This is a genomic window from Specibacter cremeus (assembly GCF_003946885.1).
GTDB classification, from domain to species: Bacteria; Actinomycetota; Actinomycetes; order Actinomycetales; family Micrococcaceae; genus Specibacter; species Specibacter cremeus.
The window spans coordinates 1-16,864 of record NZ_RWKQ01000049.1; the positions used below are offsets into that span (position 1 = coordinate 1).

Consider the following 16,864-nt stretch of genomic DNA (forward strand, 5'->3'; position numbering starts at 1 on the left):
CTGGCACAACGACAGCATCGGCGCAACCATCCGCCGCTCCCTGACCGCCTACGACCACTGACCCCTTGGAATTACTCGTCTAGACGCACCGGCCCGGTGGAAAGGCCCAGATTGGCGGTGTTGACTTGGACCGTGAGCAACCTCGTCACCCGCTGGCGGCGCGAACTGCGCGGCACGTTCAGCGCCAATTCCGCGACCGTCCCCCGGTGGGAGCTGGACCTGGCGCAGGGCGACGACGGCGGTCACTTCGGACCCGCCTCGGCGGCGTGGGCGGTGCATGGGTCCATGACGACCCTGGTGGCCGGCATCCACGCCCTGCTGGTGCAGGCCCTCCATCCGGGGGCCATGGCCGGGGTCCATGACCATTCCAACTACCGGGCGGATCCGCTGGGCCGGCTGGCGGGGACCATCCGCTGGATCTTCACCGTCACCTACGGCGACACCGCCGCGGCCAGGCACGCGAGCGACCGCGTGCTGAAGATTCACGAACACATCACGGGCGTGTACACGGACGCGGGCGGAACCACCGTGCCGTACCGGGCGAACGATCCCCACCTGCTCCGTTGGGTGCACCTGTCCTTCACCGAAGCGTTCCTGGCCGCCCACAAGTCACTCGGAGCCCGCATTCCCGGCGGGCCGGACGCCTACGTGCGCGAATGGGCCCTGGCGGGGAAGTTGATGCGGGTTCCCGACCCACCCGAAACCGAGGCGGAGCTGTACGCCCAGCTGGCCGCGTTCGGCCCCGAACTCAGGTACGACGACAGGGTGGCAGACGTGGTCCGGTTCCTGCGGGACCCGCCGCTGCCGCGCTCGCAGCGGTTCGGGTACAAGATCCTGTTTGCCGCTGCCGTCAGCACGTTGGCTCCGGAACACCGGGCCCTCCTGCGGCTTGCGGTGCCGCGGTGGGGTCCACTCCCGCTCCCGGTGCGCCCGGCGGCGCGACTGGTGCTCGCCGTCGTCCATCTCGGGCTGGGGCGGACCGGGCCCAGCCGACGGTCGGCCATGTCCCGCCGTCGCCGGCTGGGACTCGACGGCTGAACCCGTCGATCGTCACCCCGCGGCGAGCGGGCCGAAGAACTCGTCCAGCACCGGGATGAGGACGTCGTCCGCCGCGCCGTGGCCCTGCCCTTCGAGCACCTGCCAGTGCCCGCCCGGGATCGCGGCCGCGACGACTGCGGCGGTGTCGGCGGCCCAGCCGGGGCTCGCCCCGCCGGCGAGCACGAGGGTAGGTGCCGTGATCGCCGCGAGGCGGCCCGTGGGAGCCGTCTCATCGTTGCTCAGCCGGACCTCGTGCGGTTGTGCCGGCTGGCGATGACCAAGGCGTCCAGCTCATCCGCAACCGCGCTGCTCGGCCCGGTGGTGTAGGGCGGTTCGTACGCATATACCTCGAACCGGTTTGCCAACCCGTCCGAAAGAGTCTTCGTCGAGGACCGGTCACTGAACGCGCCCACCACCAACACCAGCGGCGCGCCGGCACCCGACCGGTCGAAGGCGATCATGGTTCCGTCTGCCGACTTCGCCTGCTCCATCGTGATCCACCTTGATTCGCGGTTCAACCAGCCGGTCGTGGCGCTAGTACGACGGCGCCGCCGGCAGCCCGAGGTACTGCTCCAGCGTCCGGTACCCGCGGTCGCGCATGTCGGTGGCCACCCGCACCCCCACGTAGCGCAGGTGCCACGGCTCGTACGCATACCCGGTGATCGAGGTGTAGCCGTCCGGGTACCGGATGATGAACCCGTACCGCCACACATTGTCCGTGGCGTAGCGGCCGGCCGGGGTCGAGGCGAAACAGGCCAGCAGCGAACACTCACCATTCGGGTTGCCGATGTCCATGGCCAGCCCCGTCTGGTGCTCGCTGTAGCCGGGCGGAAATGGTGTCCGCGTAGGCCCGTCCGTACGCGGCCACGTACGAGTTGTACACGTTCACCTGCGTGGCGTAGGACCGGTAGCCGCTGACGGTCGTCACGCCGACCCCGGAGCGCGACGCCGCGCCGATGAACGCGGCCAGCTGGTTGGCGGCCTCCAGCCGCATGGACTGGTTGCCGACCTGGCGCAGGTCCGGTGGGACGTTGTTGACCGGCCGGTTGGGCCGGAGCTTGTCGACGACGACGGCGATGCTCGCCTGGGCGGGCACCACCGCCACCCGCCCCGGCCACCATTGCATGCCCCCGCCCTGGAAGAACTGCTGGCAGGTGCGGGCCGTGACCGGCCCGGAGCAGGATTCGTCCGTGATGGGGTAGCCCAGGGGGCTGTTCTCGTAGCCTATCTGGATCTACTTGGCGCCGATGGCGCCCCTGACCGGGTGCGCGCCGGCCGCCTTCACCCAGTAGATGATGCCGTTCCGGTAGCTGCGCACGCACCCGCCGGCGACGAGCCCGCAGCGCAGGTTGTTGATCGGGGCGCCCAGATAGCCAGCCGCACCGCCGAGCGCGCTGTACTTGGCGGCGATGGCGCCGCCGTCGGCCGTGGCCGCCTGGATTGTGCTGGCCTGGACTGGGCTCGCCTGGGCTGGGCTCGCCTGGGCTGGTGCCGCGAGGCCGAACGTCATCAACCCCAGGCCGGCGACGAAGGCTCCGGCGCGCGCGCAAAGGGAGGCTGTGGAGGTTTTACAGGTGCAAAGGGCTCTGAACATGATGCGGTCCGCGTTCGTTGCATTCCTGGCTTTTGCCGATCGTAGGCCTGTTCCGTCCGGTTTTCAAAGGGGCCGGACGCTGGCGGCAATGCGGCTTGCGATGGCCGCCGTGTTCCCGGTGGGGCGGGTTGGGCGGTCAGGCCAGCCGCTCGACGGCATTGCGGAGGGGGTCGGCGACCCGGGCGATGTAGGCTTCGCGGCTTTCCCGGGCGGTCGGCGTCGGCACGCTTAACGCTGCCAGCTGGCCTTGGGGGAACCGGAAGGCCCGGGACATGGTCCGGATCCCGGGGGAGTACTCCTCCTCGGCCAGCGCGTAGCCGTCCCGCCGCGCGGTGCGGATCTGTTCCAGGAGGGCATCCCTGTCGACAATGGTCTTGACCGTGTGCCGAACCAGGTCGGCGGCGGCGAGCGTCTCGGTTACTTCCTCGTCTGTCATGAGGGACAGCATGGCCCGGCCCATGGCGGTGCAATAGGCGGGCAGGCGCAGACCTGGCACGACCTGGATGGCCAGCTCCTGGGTGGTCTGGACCGAGAGTACGTTGATGACTTCCGTGCCATCGAGCTGCGTGAGCGATGACGTCTCATGCACCGACTTCGTGAGTTGCTGAAGTGCCAGCTGCGCCAGCTGCAGGCCATCGTGGCTCGAAAAGTAGGGCTGGGCCAATTCCAGGAGCTTGGCCTGCGCCGAAAACCGGCTGCCGTCGTGCGCCAGATAACCGAGCTCCGTCAGGGTTACCAGGTAGCGGCGTGCAGCGGCCGGGGACATGCCCAGCTTCTGCGCCACCTCCGAGAGGGTCTGCGGGGTCCCTTCAAATGACGAGATGACTGCCAGTCCGCGTTCGAACGCTTGCACGTATTCGCTCCGCTGAACCTCTGCCGTCATCGAGTGCCTCCTTCAAGAGCGGTGTCCGGGTGGGATGCCCCTTGACACCAGAGTACGTGATGCCGAACACTATTTTCGTATAGAGAAATACATTTTCGCTTACCGAAAAACTTAGGAGGATCGATGCGGCGTTCACCGTATGCGCCTGTTGTGGCGGCGGGCCTGAGCATTCTGGCCGCAATCGCCCTGTCGGGGTGCGTGGTCCTGCGACCGGGTGTCGCGGCACAGGTTTCCGCGACCCAGGCGCCCACCGCCTACAAGCACATCATTGAATTGCCCCAGGACATCAAGGGCAAGGGTTCCCTGGTCATTGGTTCGCAGATATCGTCGCCTCCACTGATTTTCTTCTCCGACGGCAATATCGCCGTGGAAGGCATCAACAAGGACATCGCGGATGAAATCGGGCGCCGCCTCGGTGTCGGCATCACCTGGAAGCAGCTGCCGTTCGCCGGCCTGATCCCGGCGGTCCAGTCGGGGAAGGTCGATGCCGGCATGGACCTGATAGGAGACACTCCGCAGCGTCGTGCGGCAGTGGACTTCGCCAACTACATGAACCAGGCGACCAGCCCCCTGGTCCGCAGGGGCAATCCGCACAACATCCAGTCCGTCGACGATCTGTGCGGGCTTGCCGTGGCAATCGTCCGCGGCGGCGTGCAACTGGAATTGGCCGAGGAAACGAGTGCCAAATGCACCGCTGCCGGTAAAAAGCCGGTCCAGATCGAACAGTTCAGCTCCCCGGGCGATGCCAGGCTCTCGGTCCAGGCTGGCCGGACGGCGGCGTTCCTGGGCAACACGCCCGTGATGCGATACATCTCGGAGGCCGCGGCCACCAAGGCCATCTTCCAGATGGGCGGCGGGACTACCTACCAGCTCCAGCCGATCGGCATCATCACGGCCCAATCGAAACCGGCGCTCCACGTTTCGATTCAGTCCGCCCTGGACATGATGCAGGCGGACGGCACGATCGCAAAGATCCTGGCGACGTGGCACACCGAAGACCTGGCACTGAAGTCCGATCTGGGAGCAGCGAAATGAGAACCGTATCACTTGCCGAGCGCGAACAGACGCTCAGCCAGGCCGCCGACCGGATTGCGGCCAAAAAACATCCCGGCCGCATCCTGCTGGCGGTCGCCGCGGCCTGCGTGGTGACCTGGGGAGCCTTGTCCATGTGGTTCAACCCCGCGCTGGACCACGAAACGATCTACAAGTACCTGACGGCCGAGTCCATTCGTGCCGGCGTCATGAACACCATCGTGCTGGCCGTCATTTCAATGGTCCTGGGCACCGTCGGCGGCTTCATCGTGGCCGTCATGCGGCTGTCGAGCAACCCGGTGCTCCGGGCCATCGGGTTCAGCTATGTGGCACTGGTCCGCAGCATCCCGCTGCTGGTGCTGATTTTGTTCACCGGAAACCTGGCCCTGTTCTGGTCCAGGGTGGACATCGTCAATCCCTTCAACGGCGACATCTGGCACAGCTGGGACATGAACGATCTGGTGACCCCGTTCATCGCCTCGATCCTGGCGCTGTCGTTCAACGAGGCCGCCTACATGGGTGAAATCATCCGCTCCGGGCTGCGCTCGGTCGATCAGGGACAACGTGAAGCTGCCACCGCCCTGGGCCTCGGTCCCTGGCACACCATGCGCAAGGTCATCCTGCCGCAGGCCATGCGCGTGATCCTGCCGCCCACCGGAAGCCAGTTCGTGACGATGATCAAGATGACGTCACTGGTCTCGGTCATCGCCGGCGGCGATCTGCTCACGGCGAGCCAGAACATCGCGGCGACCAACTTGCGCACGCTGGAACTACTGGTCATCGCCTCCGCGTGGTATTTGCTCGTCACGGGTATTGCGACCGTCGGCCAAACCCTGCTCGAGCGCCGCCTCGAACGGGGACAGAGAAAGGTATCCGTCTGATGTCCACACACCCCGACGCGTTGTTGAAAGTTGACTCGGTCCACAAGTTCTACGGCGACCACCACGTCCTGCGCGGCGTCAGCCTCGAAGTACAGGAACAGACGGTTTCCTGTCTGCTCGGTCCGTCCGGATCCGGAAAATCCACGCTGCTGCGCTGCATCAACCACCTGGAAACACTCGACGCCGGCCGTATCACCATGGGTGGCGAGACGATCGCCTATGAAGCACGGGACGGGCTGATGCATGAGCGCCCGCGCCGGGCCGTCGATCGGCAGCGCCAGGACATCGGCATGGTCTTCCAACACTTCAACCTGTTCCCGCACTTCACTGTGCTGGAGAACATCACGCTGGCCCCGAACCTGCTCAAACGCCACAGCAAGGCCAAGTCCCGGCAACTGGCCGAGTCGCTGCTGGAAAAGGTCGGGCTGGCGGACAAACGCGACGCCTATCCGTCCTCGCTCTCCGGCGGCCAGAAGCAGCGCGTGGCCATCGCCCGCGCGCTGGCCATGGAACCACGCGTCATGCTCTTCGACGAGCCGACGTCGGCGCTGGACCCGGAGTTGGTGGGCGAGGTGCTGAAAGTGATGAAGGATCTGGCAGCCGGCGGCATGACCATGATTGTGGTGACCCACGAAATGGCCTTCGCACGGGAAGTGGCGGACGTCGTCGTCGTCATGGATTCCGGTGTCATTCTCGAATCCGGCACGCCCGACGGCGTATTTACCGATCCCGAACATGAACGCACCCGCGATTTCCTCCGGCATGTGCGCTGATTCATCCCTCCTGAAAGGCACTTCCCCATGACAAGCTCCCTCGTCCTGCTCGGCACCGGCGGCGGCCCCACCCCCAAGGCGGAACGCAACGCCTCCTGCCAGGCAGTCAGGGTCGGCGACGCGACCTACATCATCGACGCTGGAAACGGAGTGGCCCGCCAGATGGCGCATGCCCGCATCCCGTTCGACTCGATCCGGGCGCTGGGCATCACCCACCACCACAGCGACCACAACGCCGACGCCGGCACGTTGCTGCATCTGGCCTGGTGCGCCAACCTGAGCCGCCCGGTGACGGCGTTCGCGCCGGCGCCCTGGACGGAGATGTGGCGCTCGTTCACCGGCTACGCCGGGACCGACACCGCAATCAGGGTTGTCGACGAGGGCCGGCCGGACTTCGCGGCCATGGTGCGCCCGGTGGACGTGCAGGCGCCCGGGGTGGTCTTCGAGGATGAGAACGTGCGGATCAGCGCGGCATGGGTCAACCACCCGCCGATCCCGGCGCTCGCCTACCGCATCGACGCGGCGGACCGGTCCTATGTGATCTCCGGCGACACGACCCCATGCGACGCGCTAGTCCAACTTGCCCAAGGGGCCGACGTGCTGGTGCACGAGGTCATGCACGTGCCCAGCATCGATCCACTGCTGAAGCGGTCGAACGGGAACACGCTGCGCAAGCACCTGATCGATTCCCATACCTCGTCCACGGATGTGGGCGAGATCGCCGCCCGTGCCGGCGTCGAGCACCTGGTGTTGTCCCACTTCGTGCCGGGCAGCCCGTCCGTTCCGGACGAGATCTGGGTCAACGACGCCCGCCAGGGTTTCTCCGGCAAGATCACAATCGGCCAGGACCTGATGGAGATCTAACCCGGACGCTCCAACAACATGTGCAAATTGTGCAGCGGATTCGGGCTGGCACCGGGAGTTGTGTACACGATGTACGGCCGTTCGCCGCCCGGTTGACCGGCAATTGGGGGTGTCCGTAAGTTGTGTGAGTCGCGTCACCGCCGATGCGAAAACATCCCCGATCGACCCCGGAGAACCCATGAACTTGCCCTACCGCGAGTCGCTTGCGACGATCCCGCCCTACAAGCAGGGCGCGGCCCCCACCGGCGCCGGCGCGCACAAGCTCTCGTCCAACGAGAACCCGTACCCGCCGCTGGACGCCGTGGCCGTGGCGGTCGCAGAGGCGATCGGGAGCATCAACGAATACCCCAATGCGGCCGCCCCGGAGCTGGTCGGCCGGCTGGCCGCCCGGTTCGGCGTGGACGAGGCGAACATCTGCCTCGGCGCCGGCTCGGTGGAGGTGGCCGGCCAGCTCATCCATGCCACGACCAACCCCGGCGACGAGGTGCTGTTCGCGTGGCGGTCCTTCGAGGCGTACCCCATCCTCACGCGCGTGGCCGGCGCCGTCCCGGTCGAGGTGCCGCTGGATGCGGCGGGCCGGCACGACCTGCCCGCCATGGCCGCGGCCATCACGGACCGGACCCGGCTGGTGTTCATCTGCAATCCGAACAACCCGACCGGGACTGTCGTGTCCGCCGACGAGGTCGAGGAGTTCCTGCGCGCCGTTCCGTCGGACGTGCTGGTCGTCATTGACGAGGCCTACCTGCACTTCAACGTGGACGCCGGCTCGGCGCAGGGCATCGACTTCTTCCGCCGCCACCCGAACGTGGCCGTGCTGCACACGTTCTCCAAGGCGTATGGGCTGGCCGGGCTGCGCATCGGCTACGCGATCGCCCCGGTGGAGGTGGCCGCGAACCTGCGCAAGACCGCCGTCCCGTTCGCCGTGACGGCGCTCGCCCAGCGGGCCGCCGTCGCCAGCCTGGACGCCGAGGAGGAACTGCAAGAACGCATCGACACGCTCGTCGCCGACCGCGGGATCCTGTTGGCGAAGCTGGCCGCGGCCGGCATCGAGGCCCTCCCCTCGCAGGCCAACTTCGTGTGGCTGCCCACCGGCGCGGCGACCGTCGACGTCGACGCCGCGCTGCGCGAACGCGGCGTGTGGGCCCGCGCGTTCCCGGGCGACGGGATCCGCATCTCCATAGGCGACCCCACCGCCAACGCCGCCGTGCTGGACGTACTTCTCGCCGTTATGCCGGAGGTGTCCAGCCATGTCCGTTAAGAACACGCAGGCGAAGCTGAGCTCGCGCCAGATCTCCATGATGGGCATCGGCGGCGCCATCGGCGCGGGCCTGTTCATCGGCTCCGGGGCGGCCGTCAAGGCGGCCGGGCCCGCCGTCATCATCGCGTTCGCCGTCGCCGGCTTGCTCGTGGTCCTGCTCATGCACATGCTCGCCGAGATGGCCGCGGCACATCCCGAATCCGGCGCTTTCTCCGTCTACGCCGAAAAGGCCCTCGGCCCGACCGCCGGCACGGTCATCGGCTGGCTGTACTGGATCCAGCTGGTCATCGTCGTCGCCGCCGAGACCACGGGCGCCGCCACCATCGTCGGCGGCTGGTTCCCGGCCATCCCGCAGGGCGTGTGGGCGTTGCTCTTCGTCGTCGTGCTGACGGCCGTCAACCTGCTCAATGTGGCCCGCTTCGGCCAGTTCGAATACTGGTTCGCCATGCTCAAGGTCGCCGCGATCGTCGGCTTCCTGGTCATCGGCGCCGCGCTGGTCTTCGGCTGGATCCCCGGCGTGCACGCCACCGGCATCGGCAACCTGTTCCAGCACGGCGGCTTCATGCCCAACGGCATCGTCGGCGTGTGCGCGGGCCTGCTCATGGTGGTGTTCGCATTCGGCGGCACCGAGATCGTGGCCATCGCGGCGGCGGAGAGCGACGACCCGAAGAACAACATCCGCCGCGCCGTCCGCAGCGTCATGGTCCGCGTGCTCACGTTCTACATCGGCTCGGCCTTCATCATGGTGTCGGTGCTGCCGTGGGACGGCAAGGAACTGGCCACCGGCCCGTTCGTGGCCGTGCTCAGCGTGGCCAGGATCCCTGGCATCGACACCGCCATGGCCGTCGTCGTCGTGATCGCGCTGCTGTCGGCCATGAACGCCAATATCTATGCCTCCTCGCGCATGATCCTGTCGTTGTCCGAACGCGGCATCGCGCCGCGGTTTGTGGCCCGCCGCGCCGGCCTGGGCATCCCGCGCGTCGCCGTGATCGCCTCGGTCCTGTTCAGCCTCGTCACGGTGGTGGCCAACTTCATCGCCCCCGACCTGGTGCTGCCCATGCTGCTCAACGCGGTCGGCTCCACATTGCTGATCCTGTGGTCGTTCATCGTCGTCTCGCAGATCGTGCTGCGCGTGCGTGCGGACCGGGACCCGGGCGTGCACCTGCCGGTGAGGATGGCCGGGTTCCCCTATCTCTCGGGTCTGGCGCTCGTTCTGCTGGTGGGCGTCATGGTGCTCACCATGTTCGACGGGCCGGGTCGCGGCCAGCTGCTGGCGACAATCGGACTGACCGCCGTGATCGCCGTGCTCGCACTGGTGTTCAAGCGGCGCACGCCCGACGAGCCCGTCGAGGCCGTCGAACCGGCCGTGCTGGAGCGCGTCGGCGGGTGACTGCGCCCGAAACCCCACTGTAGAGTCTGGTGCTACCAACGAAGGGTTGAAGCATGCGATACGTAGTGGGCTACAGGCCGGATGACCGGGGCGCCGACGCCATCGCGCTCGGTTCCGTGATCGCCAAGACGCAGGGCGCCGCCCTGGATGTGGTGTACGTCTCGGACAAGGGCGGGCCGGCCGCGGCGGAACGCGACGCCCTGGAACGCCGCGCGCTGCGCCTGGTGCCCGACGACGTCCCCGCCCGCTTCGAGGTCCGCGCGGCCGAGTCGTTCACGGCCGGGCTGATCGCCGCCGCGAAGGACGCCGAGGCGTTGCTGATCGTCGTCGGAGCGGCCAGCAACGGGATCTTCAAGCGCTTCACGGTCGGTTCGGTGGCGAACGGGCTGCTGCATGCCTCGCCCATCCCCGTGGCGCTGGCCCCGCGCGGCTACAACCGCCGGGACAAGTTCTCCCGCCTGACGGCCATGGTCGGCACGCGGGAGGGCTGGCAGGGCGTGGTCGACGTCGGCATCGCCGCCGCCGGACGCCGTCGCGTGCCGCTGCGGCTGGTTTCCGTCGTGGAGCTGGACCAGTTGCAGCAGGACGACTTCGACCTGGACAACGCGCTCAGCCCCGCCCGCCAGCATACGAACACAGTGCTGGCCGGCGCGGCCGCGCGGCTGCCCGACGGCGACGTCACGGTGACGCTCGCGCACGGGCGCAGCATCGAGGCGGCCATCGACGGCATCGGCTGGAAGGCCGGAGAGGTCGCCATCGTCGGCTCCAGCCGGCTGGCCGAGAACAACAAGATCTTCCTCGGCTCCACAGCCAACAAGATCCTGCGCGCGCTGCCCGTCCCGATGGTCGTCGTGCCGCGCGACTACCAGGGCGACGTGCTGTAAGCCGGCCGCTGGGGAGCGAGACCCGGTGGTCGAGCCCGTCGAGACCCGGTGATTTCGACAGGCTCAATCACCGCGCCGGTGGTCGAGCTTGTCGAGACCCGGGGTGATTTCGACAAGCTCAATCACCGGTACACGGGCTCAATCACCGGTACTCAGTCCTCAAGGAACGCGTCGCTGAACAGCAGCTGCAGACCCTCGGCCATGGTCGGGTGCGTAATGACGGCGTCGCGCACGCGTTGGTACGGCAGGTTGCCGAGCATGGCCATCTGGACCACCGAGATGACCTCGCTGGACTCGTGGCCGAGCAGTGCGGCGCCCAGGATCCGGTCGGTGCCGCGTTCCACCACGGCCTTCCAGACCCCGTCCAGCTGGCCCACCGTGCGGGCCCGCGGGATGGCGGCGACGGGCATCTTGGCAACGCGGACGTCGTGGCCGGCCGCCCGGGCCTCGGCCTCACCCATGCCCACCCGGCCCAGTTCGGGGGTGATGAACACGCAGTACGGGACCAGCCGGTCCCGGGTGCTCCACGACCCGCCGGCCAGGTTGGCCTTCAGGATGCGGTAGTCGTTCCATGAGGCGTGCGTGAACTGCGGGGATCCGGCCACGTCGCCGGCGGCCCACACGCCGTCCGCGGTGGTGCGCAGGTATTCGTCCGCAACGACCAGGCCGGCCGTCGTCACCTCGACCCCGGCGGCGGCCAGGTCCAGCCCTGCCGTGACGGGCGCACGGCCCGTGGCCACGAGGATCGCGTCCGCGGACACCGTGGACCCGTCGGACAGGTCCACGCCGGCCGCCCCGTCGCCGGGATTGCCCGTCGGGGAGACCCGGACGGCCGCCGCGCCCAGGCGCACGTCGATGCCGCTGCCGCGGAACCCGTCCGCCACGGCCGCGGCGACGTCGGCGTCCTCCCGGGCCAGCAACGCCGGACCGCGCTGGACGATCGTGACGTCCACGCCCATCGTGTTCAGCATGCCGGCGAACTCGCAGCCGACGTACCCGCCGCCCAGGATCACGATGCTCTCCGGCAGCGACTCGAGGGCCAGGATGCTCGTGCTGGTCAGCGGACCGGCCTCGGCCAGCCCGGGGATGTCCTGGATGGCCGGCTCCATGCCGGTGTTGACCACGACGTTGGTGCCGGTCAGCGTGCGGTGCGCGCCGGCGTCGTCCGTCACCTCCACCGTGCGGGGCGCCACGAACCGGGCCTGCCCGATCACCAGCTCCATGCCGGAGCCCAGGAACGACTTCCGCTGCCCGGCCACCATGGCGCCGACCACGTCCTCCTTGCGGGCGCGCAGCAGATCGATGTCGATGGCCGGGGAGTCGGCGCCGGTGATGCCGAACGTGGCGGCGCGGCGCATGGTGGCGAGCAGCCGGGCGCTGTTGACGAGCGTCTTGGTGGGGATGCAGGCGACGTTGATGCACGTGCCGCCGATCATGCCGCGCTCCACCATGGCTACGCGCTGCCCGGCCGCGGCCAGGTCCATGGCCAGCGACTTGCCCGCCTTGCCCCCGCCGATCACCAGCAGGTCGTATTCCTCGGTCATGGCAGGTCCTTTCGGTTGTGCTAGCCGGCCAGTGCGGCGCGGCGCAGGTGTGCGGCCTGGCGGTGCGCCCGGAGCATGTCGAGGGTGAGAAGGACCAAGGCCAGCCACACGATGCCGAAGCCGATCCAGCGGTCCGGGCCCATGTGTTCGCCCAGGAGTGTGATGGCGATGATGAACTGCAGCAGCGGCGCCACGTACTGCAGCAGTCCGATCGTGCTCAACGGCAGCCGGCGGGCGGCCGCGCCGAACAGCAGCAGCGGCACGGCCGTGACGATTCCCGCGGAGGCCAGCAGCCAGAAGTGGCCGGCGCCCAGGCCGGTCAGCGTGGCCTGTCCGGCGGCCGCCAGCACCACCATGGCGACGATGGCGACCGGGGTGAGCACGGCGGTCTCGATGCTCAGGGACGTGATGGCGTCCACCGCCCCGCCCACCCGGTTCTTCACGTACCCGTAGAGGCCGAAGCTGAACGCGAGGGTCAGCGCGATCCACGGCAGTTGCCCATAGCTGATGGTGAGCACGACGACGGCCGCGAACCCGACGCCGACGGCAAGCCACTGCAGCGGGCGCAGTTTCTCCTTCAGCACGAACACGCCGAGCAGGATGGCCACGAGCGGGTTGATGAAATAGCCCAGGGACGCCTCGACGGCGTGGTCGCTGGTGACGGCGAAGACGTAGGTGAGCCAGTTGACGGCGATGAGCACCGCGGCGACGGCGAGCGTGCCGAGGATCTTGGTACTCGTGACGGCCCGGAGCACCTTGCCCCATCCCCGGGCGGCGGTGACGATGATGGCGCAGAACACGACCGACCAGACCACCCGGTTGGCCACGATTTCGATGCTGTTCGCCGGGGCCAGCACGATGAAGAAGATGGGCAGCAGGCCCCACAGCCCGTAGGCGCCGAACCCGTACAGGATCCCCGTCGCCGCCTCGGATCGCCTGCCCGTCCGGGTGGCGGGGGCGGGCTGCTGCGTGGTGGCTGTTTCAGGGGTTGGCACAGTCTCATTAACAGCACGGATCGTGCCGGTATTCCAGCCAGGGGCGCTATTCGTAGTCGGCCTGCCAGAGGTCCGGGCCGAACACCTCGTACTGGATGTCCCGGGGTGCCACGCCGAGATCGAGCAGTTGCTGGCGGACCACCTGCATGAAGGGCAGCGGCCCGCACAGGTAGTAGACGGCGTCGGCGGGAAGTTCGACGGCCGTCACGTCCATGAAACCCGCGCGTTCGTCACCGGACGCCGGACTGGAGTCCAGGCCCTGCTCGTACCAGGTCACCATGCCTGCCTGCGGCAGCGTTTCAAGGTCCTCCTGCACCTGGTTCCGCAACGCGAAGGTGTCCGGCGACGTGCCCGCGTGCAGGAACATGATTTCGCGGCTCGAACGTGCCTTGGCCAGGTGGGAGAGCATCCCGGCCATGGGTGTGACGCCGATGCCGGCACTGGCGAAGACGACGGGACGGTCCGTGCTGTCCAGCACGACGTCACCGAAGGGGGCGGACAGGATGACCTCGTCGCCGATCTTGGCGGCGTCGTGCAGCAGGTTGGACACCTCCCCGTCGGGGCCGCCCTGACCCGTGACCCGCTTGACGGCAAACCAGCGGTGGTGGCCGTCGTCGGCCCTGGTCAGGCTGTACTGGCGCGGCTGGTGCGCGCCGTCCGGGACCGGCATCTGCAAGGTCACGTATTGCCCGGGCAGCGACGGCAAGACGTCACGCTCGTCGGTGCGTTCGACGACGAACGTGACGACGTCGTCGGTCTCCTGGATGCGCCGGGCCAGCCGCCAGCTGCGCCAGATGGTGTCGGGGGAGAGGCCGACGGCGTCGTAGAGTCCGCGTTCCAGGTTGACCAGGGTGTTGGCCATGAGCCAATACACCTCGTCCCAGGCGGCGGCGACCTCGGGGGTGACGGCATCGCCGAGCACGTCGGCGATGGCCCAGAACAGGTTGTCGTGGACCACCTGGTACTGGTCGGGCTTGATGCCCAGCGCCACATGCTTGTGGCTGATCCGGGACAGCAGTGCCTCGGGCAGTTGTCCGGGATTGTTGACCAGCATGCCGGCAAACGCGGCGACCGACCCGGCGAGCGCCTGCTGCTGATGGCCGTCCGCCTGATTCCCGCGGTTGAAGACCCCGTCCAGCAGCTCGGGATGGGTCTCGAACAGATGGTCGTAGAACCGCCGGGCAATTTCGTTGATGTGCAACCCGATCACCGGGAGAGTGGCCTCGATGACGGGCAGTGACGTTGCTGAAAGCATGGTTCAGCCTCCTTGGTGGGTGGACGTTCCGGGCGGTGGCGCCTGTGTCGGTGGATTCTGCGGCGGGGGCGCCTCGAGCCGGGGCAACTGGCCGAGTTGGTCCACCTGCTCCGCCAGCGCATCGATGACGGCCCGCAATTGCACCTGCGCCACCTTGGTGTAGGTGCGGACATACTCGATTTCCGGCACGGGGGTGCCGTAGCCGGGCCGCGCCCCGGCGGCGGTGTCGGCGGCGGTGTCGGCGGCGGTGTCGGGGGCGGCCGTGGCCTGCGGCGCGGGGGCCGCCACGCTGTCCTGGGCCTTTTGCAGTATTTCGGAGTATTGCTTCCGGGCCGTGTCGATCAGGTCGTGGGCGTACTGCTCCGCCTCGCTGACATGCTTGTCCGCGATGACCTGGGCGCGGCTGAGCAGGTTCACCGTTTCGGCGTTGACGTCCATGGTGAGACCGGCCCGGGCCTTGTCCGCGTCGGCGCGGAGGCTGGCGGCTTCGCCCTCGGCCTCGGCCAGTTGGTTCGCCACGGCGGCCAGGAACCGGGTCACGGCCTGGATGTCGTAGCCGCCGTGCTGGGCGGCCGGGAAGACGGCGTGGCGGATCGTCGCCGGGGCGAGCCTGCCATCCGGCTGCGGGTCGGGCTTCGGAACGGTCATGGGTTCTCACCTGTTTCATTGGTCGTGCCGAGCACGGACGAGTTCTCCTCGAGCGTGGCAAACGTTTCGTACCGGATGTCGTCATGGTTGAGCCCGGCCGCCTGCAGCTCCCGGACCGTGTGGGAGACCATTCCGGGGGAGCCGCAGACAAGCGCCACCCGGCCTGCCCAGGACTGGTGGCCGGCGGCCGCGGCGCCGACCAGCCCGCGAAGCCCCGGGTAGGTGGGATCGTCGGAGACCACCGGGTGATAGTTGAACCAGGCGTCCTGCGCCCACGCGGAGAGCTTCGTCTCTTCGTACAGGTTCCAGGGCAGCCGTGCCCCATGGAACAGGTCCACGGTGCGCGCCTGTCCGGTGGATTCGCGTTGGCGGCGGGCCTGGTCGAGGATCGCGACCAGCGGGGCCAGCCCGGTGCCGCCGGCCACCAGGAGCAGGTCAACGCCGTCGTGCGGAAGCACCAGCTGGTCGCCCATCGGGGCGCCCAGCCGGACGGCGTCGCCGGGACGGACCTTGCGGACCGCGGTGGAGCTGAACTGGCCGCCGGGGATCAGTTGGACATGGAGTTCCAGGCTGCCGTCCTCCCGCGGGGCGTTGGCCGGCGTGACGTAGCGCCACAGCCGGGGCAGCGCGGCGATCTCCATGGCCATGGACTGGCCGGGGACAAAATCCAGGGCCGTCTCCGTCCGGAGCTGGAGCACCGCCACATCGATGCTGCGCCGGTCCACGTGGGTCACTTCCGCATCCCACCACGGAGGGCTGCTATCCGCGGCGTCCTCCGCCGCGATGACCATGACCTTGGCGATCAGCCCGTAGGCGGCCGACCAGTCGGCGGCGATGCCCGGGGTCCACTCGGCTCCAAGGAACTGCTTGAGCGCCGCCAGCAGCGACGCTCCCACCGCGGAGTAGTGCTCCGGAAGGACGGCGAACCGGCGGTGGTCCCGGCCCAGTTGCTCGATGAAGCCGGTGACCTCGTCGAGCCGGTCCACATTGCTGACGATGTGGCCGAGCGCGGCAAAGAGCTTGTCCCGCTGGCTGGCCATCGAGACGGGGAACATGTCCCGAAGCTCCGGATGGGTGATGAACAGGTGCGAGTAGAAATACAGCGGCGCCTCGTCGCCGGCCGCGGACACGGCGGCCCACGAGCGTTTCAATGCCTCAACGTCCATGGCGTCAGCGCCTGCCGGAGCCGTCCACATGAAGCGCGGGCGGGACAGGCCGGGGTGCGGCGGCCGTCTTCTGGATGGGGTCCATCGGTCGAATTCCTCTCCCGGTGCTCAGTTCCTGGTGGAGGTTTCCAGCCAGTCTACAAATATTCGGCGCGCTTGCCACTGTCGGGTTCTTGATCAACGCCGGGCGTGCCGAGACTACTTCGTCACGTTCCGCCCGCGCCCCTTGGTCCTCGTGGGGGGTCGCCGCCTAGACTGAAAGATGGCGCCGCCACGCGCCGACTGGCACGGGCGGCGATCACGGCGTCCCGCATACCCGTTCGGAAGGACTCGAACTTGACCGATTCACCACAGGCCCGCCCGTTCCGTGTGGCTGTTATTGGTTCGGGTCCGGCGGGGGTGTATGCCGCGGACCTGTTGACGAAGTCGCAGGAGGTGGCGGATGGGTTGTCGGTGAGCATTGACCTGTTTGACCGGTATCCGGCCCCGTATGGGTTGATCCGGTATGGGGTGGCGCCGGATCATCCGCGGATCAAGGGGATCGTGAACGCGTTGCACAAGGTGTTGGACCGGGGCGATATCCGGTTTTTCGGCAATGTGGCGTACGGGGTGGATCTGTCGTTGGCGGATTTGCGGGCCCACTATGATGCGGTGGTCTT

The 16,864-nt window shown here is 68.1% G+C and carries 17 protein-coding genes and 2 pseudogenes; 9 read left to right on the forward strand and 10 right to left on the reverse strand.

Annotated features, from left to right (window positions below; translation table 11 throughout):
• Positions 1-132: 132 nt before the first annotated feature.
• Complete coding sequence (locus tag EJC77_RS16565; protein WP_125615170.1) at positions 133-1,038, forward strand: oxygenase MpaB family protein; 906 nt, start codon at positions 133-135, stop codon at positions 1,036-1,038.
• 12 nt (positions 1,039-1,050) lie between these two features.
• Here the strand turns inward: EJC77_RS16565 and EJC77_RS20470 are convergent, their stop codons facing one another.
• From EJC77_RS20470 to EJC77_RS16585, 5 genes and pseudogenes are all read right to left on the reverse strand, one after another.
• Complete coding sequence (locus EJC77_RS20470; RefSeq protein ID WP_164520456.1) at positions 1,051-1,221, reverse strand: hypothetical protein; 171 nt, start codon at positions 1,219-1,221, stop codon at positions 1,051-1,053.
• A 56-nt stretch (positions 1,222-1,277) separates the two neighbouring features.
• Entirely contained in the window at positions 1,278-1,529 is a 252-nt protein-coding gene (locus EJC77_RS16570) for an alpha/beta fold hydrolase (protein WP_125615173.1), read from the reverse strand.
• Positions 1,530-1,572: 43 nt separating this feature from the next.
• A pseudogene (locus tag EJC77_RS21635) lies at positions 1,573-2,164 on the reverse strand (M15 family metallopeptidase).
• 108 nt (positions 2,165-2,272) lie between these two features.
• On the reverse strand, positions 2,273-2,548 hold the full coding sequence (locus EJC77_RS16580; RefSeq protein WP_164520457.1) for an LGFP repeat-containing protein: 276 nt from the start codon (positions 2,546-2,548) through the stop codon (positions 2,273-2,275).
• Positions 2,549-2,768: 220 nt separating this feature from the next.
• Positions 2,769-3,515, reverse strand: coding sequence for an IclR family transcriptional regulator domain-containing protein (locus tag EJC77_RS16585; RefSeq protein WP_125615180.1), 747 nt, complete (start codon positions 3,513-3,515; stop codon positions 2,769-2,771).
• 150 nt (positions 3,516-3,665) lie between these two features.
• Between EJC77_RS16585 and EJC77_RS16590 the strand changes: the two genes are divergently transcribed.
• The 7 genes from EJC77_RS16590 to EJC77_RS16620 all read left to right on the forward strand — a co-directional run bounded on the left by EJC77_RS16590 (position 3,666) and on the right by EJC77_RS16620 (position 10,597).
• On the forward strand, positions 3,666-4,550 hold the full coding sequence (locus EJC77_RS16590; protein ID WP_164520458.1) for an ABC transporter substrate-binding protein: 885 nt from the start codon (positions 3,666-3,668) through the stop codon (positions 4,548-4,550).
• The gene (locus EJC77_RS16595) at positions 4,547-5,428 is read left to right on the forward strand and encodes an amino acid ABC transporter permease (protein ID WP_125615186.1); all 882 of its coding nucleotides are present in this window, start codon (positions 4,547-4,549) and stop codon (positions 5,426-5,428) included. Before EJC77_RS16590 ends, EJC77_RS16595 begins: the two co-directional genes overlap by 4 nt.
• On the forward strand, positions 5,428-6,201 hold the full coding sequence (locus EJC77_RS16600) for an amino acid ABC transporter ATP-binding protein (RefSeq protein WP_125615189.1): 774 nt from the start codon (positions 5,428-5,430) through the stop codon (positions 6,199-6,201). Before EJC77_RS16595 ends, EJC77_RS16600 begins: the two co-directional genes overlap by 1 nt.
• A 27-nt stretch (positions 6,202-6,228) precedes the next feature.
• On the forward strand, positions 6,229-7,065 hold the full coding sequence (locus EJC77_RS16605; protein ID WP_125615192.1) for an MBL fold metallo-hydrolase: 837 nt from the start codon (positions 6,229-6,231) through the stop codon (positions 7,063-7,065).
• Between the two features lie 178 nt (positions 7,066-7,243).
• Positions 7,244-8,323, forward strand: coding sequence for a histidinol-phosphate transaminase (gene hisC, locus EJC77_RS16610; RefSeq protein ID WP_125615195.1), 1,080 nt, complete (start codon positions 7,244-7,246; stop codon positions 8,321-8,323).
• The gene (locus EJC77_RS16615; RefSeq protein ID WP_125615198.1) at positions 8,313-9,713 is read left to right on the forward strand and encodes an amino acid permease; all 1,401 of its coding nucleotides are present in this window, start codon (positions 8,313-8,315) and stop codon (positions 9,711-9,713) included. Before hisC ends, EJC77_RS16615 begins: the two co-directional genes overlap by 11 nt.
• A gap of 53 nt (positions 9,714-9,766) precedes the next feature.
• Positions 9,767-10,597, forward strand: a complete 831-nt coding sequence (locus EJC77_RS16620; RefSeq protein ID WP_125615201.1) for a universal stress protein — start codon at positions 9,767-9,769, stop codon at positions 10,595-10,597.
• Between the two features lie 152 nt (positions 10,598-10,749).
• Here the strand turns inward: EJC77_RS16620 and EJC77_RS16625 are convergent, their stop codons facing one another.
• The 5 genes from EJC77_RS16625 to EJC77_RS16645 are packed head-to-tail and all read right to left on the reverse strand — an operon-like array spanning position 10,750 to position 16,205.
• Positions 10,750-12,141, reverse strand: coding sequence for a dihydrolipoyl dehydrogenase family protein (locus tag EJC77_RS16625; RefSeq protein ID WP_125615203.1), 1,392 nt, complete (start codon positions 12,139-12,141; stop codon positions 10,750-10,752).
• Between the two features lie 20 nt (positions 12,142-12,161).
• Positions 12,162-13,136: an EamA family transporter RarD gene (gene rarD / locus EJC77_RS16630; protein ID WP_240630323.1), complete on the reverse strand. Its 975-nt coding sequence runs from the start codon at positions 13,134-13,136 to the stop codon at positions 12,162-12,164.
• Positions 13,137-13,182: 46 nt separating this feature from the next.
• On the reverse strand, positions 13,183-14,391 hold the full coding sequence (locus EJC77_RS16635) for a globin domain-containing protein (RefSeq protein WP_125615209.1): 1,209 nt from the start codon (positions 14,389-14,391) through the stop codon (positions 13,183-13,185).
• A gap of 3 nt (positions 14,392-14,394) precedes the next feature.
• Entirely contained in the window at positions 14,395-15,039 is a 645-nt protein-coding gene (locus tag EJC77_RS16640) for a DivIVA domain-containing protein (RefSeq protein WP_125615212.1), read from the reverse strand.
• On the reverse strand, positions 15,036-16,205 hold the full coding sequence (locus EJC77_RS16645; RefSeq protein ID WP_125615216.1) for a globin domain-containing protein: 1,170 nt from the start codon (positions 16,203-16,205) through the stop codon (positions 15,036-15,038). Before EJC77_RS16645 ends, EJC77_RS16640 begins: the two co-directional genes overlap by 4 nt.
• Positions 16,206-16,541: 336 nt before the next feature.
• Between EJC77_RS16645 and EJC77_RS21195 the strand changes: the two are divergent.
• A pseudogene (locus tag EJC77_RS21195) lies at positions 16,542-16,864 on the forward strand (pyridine nucleotide-disulfide oxidoreductase); the annotation flags it as partial.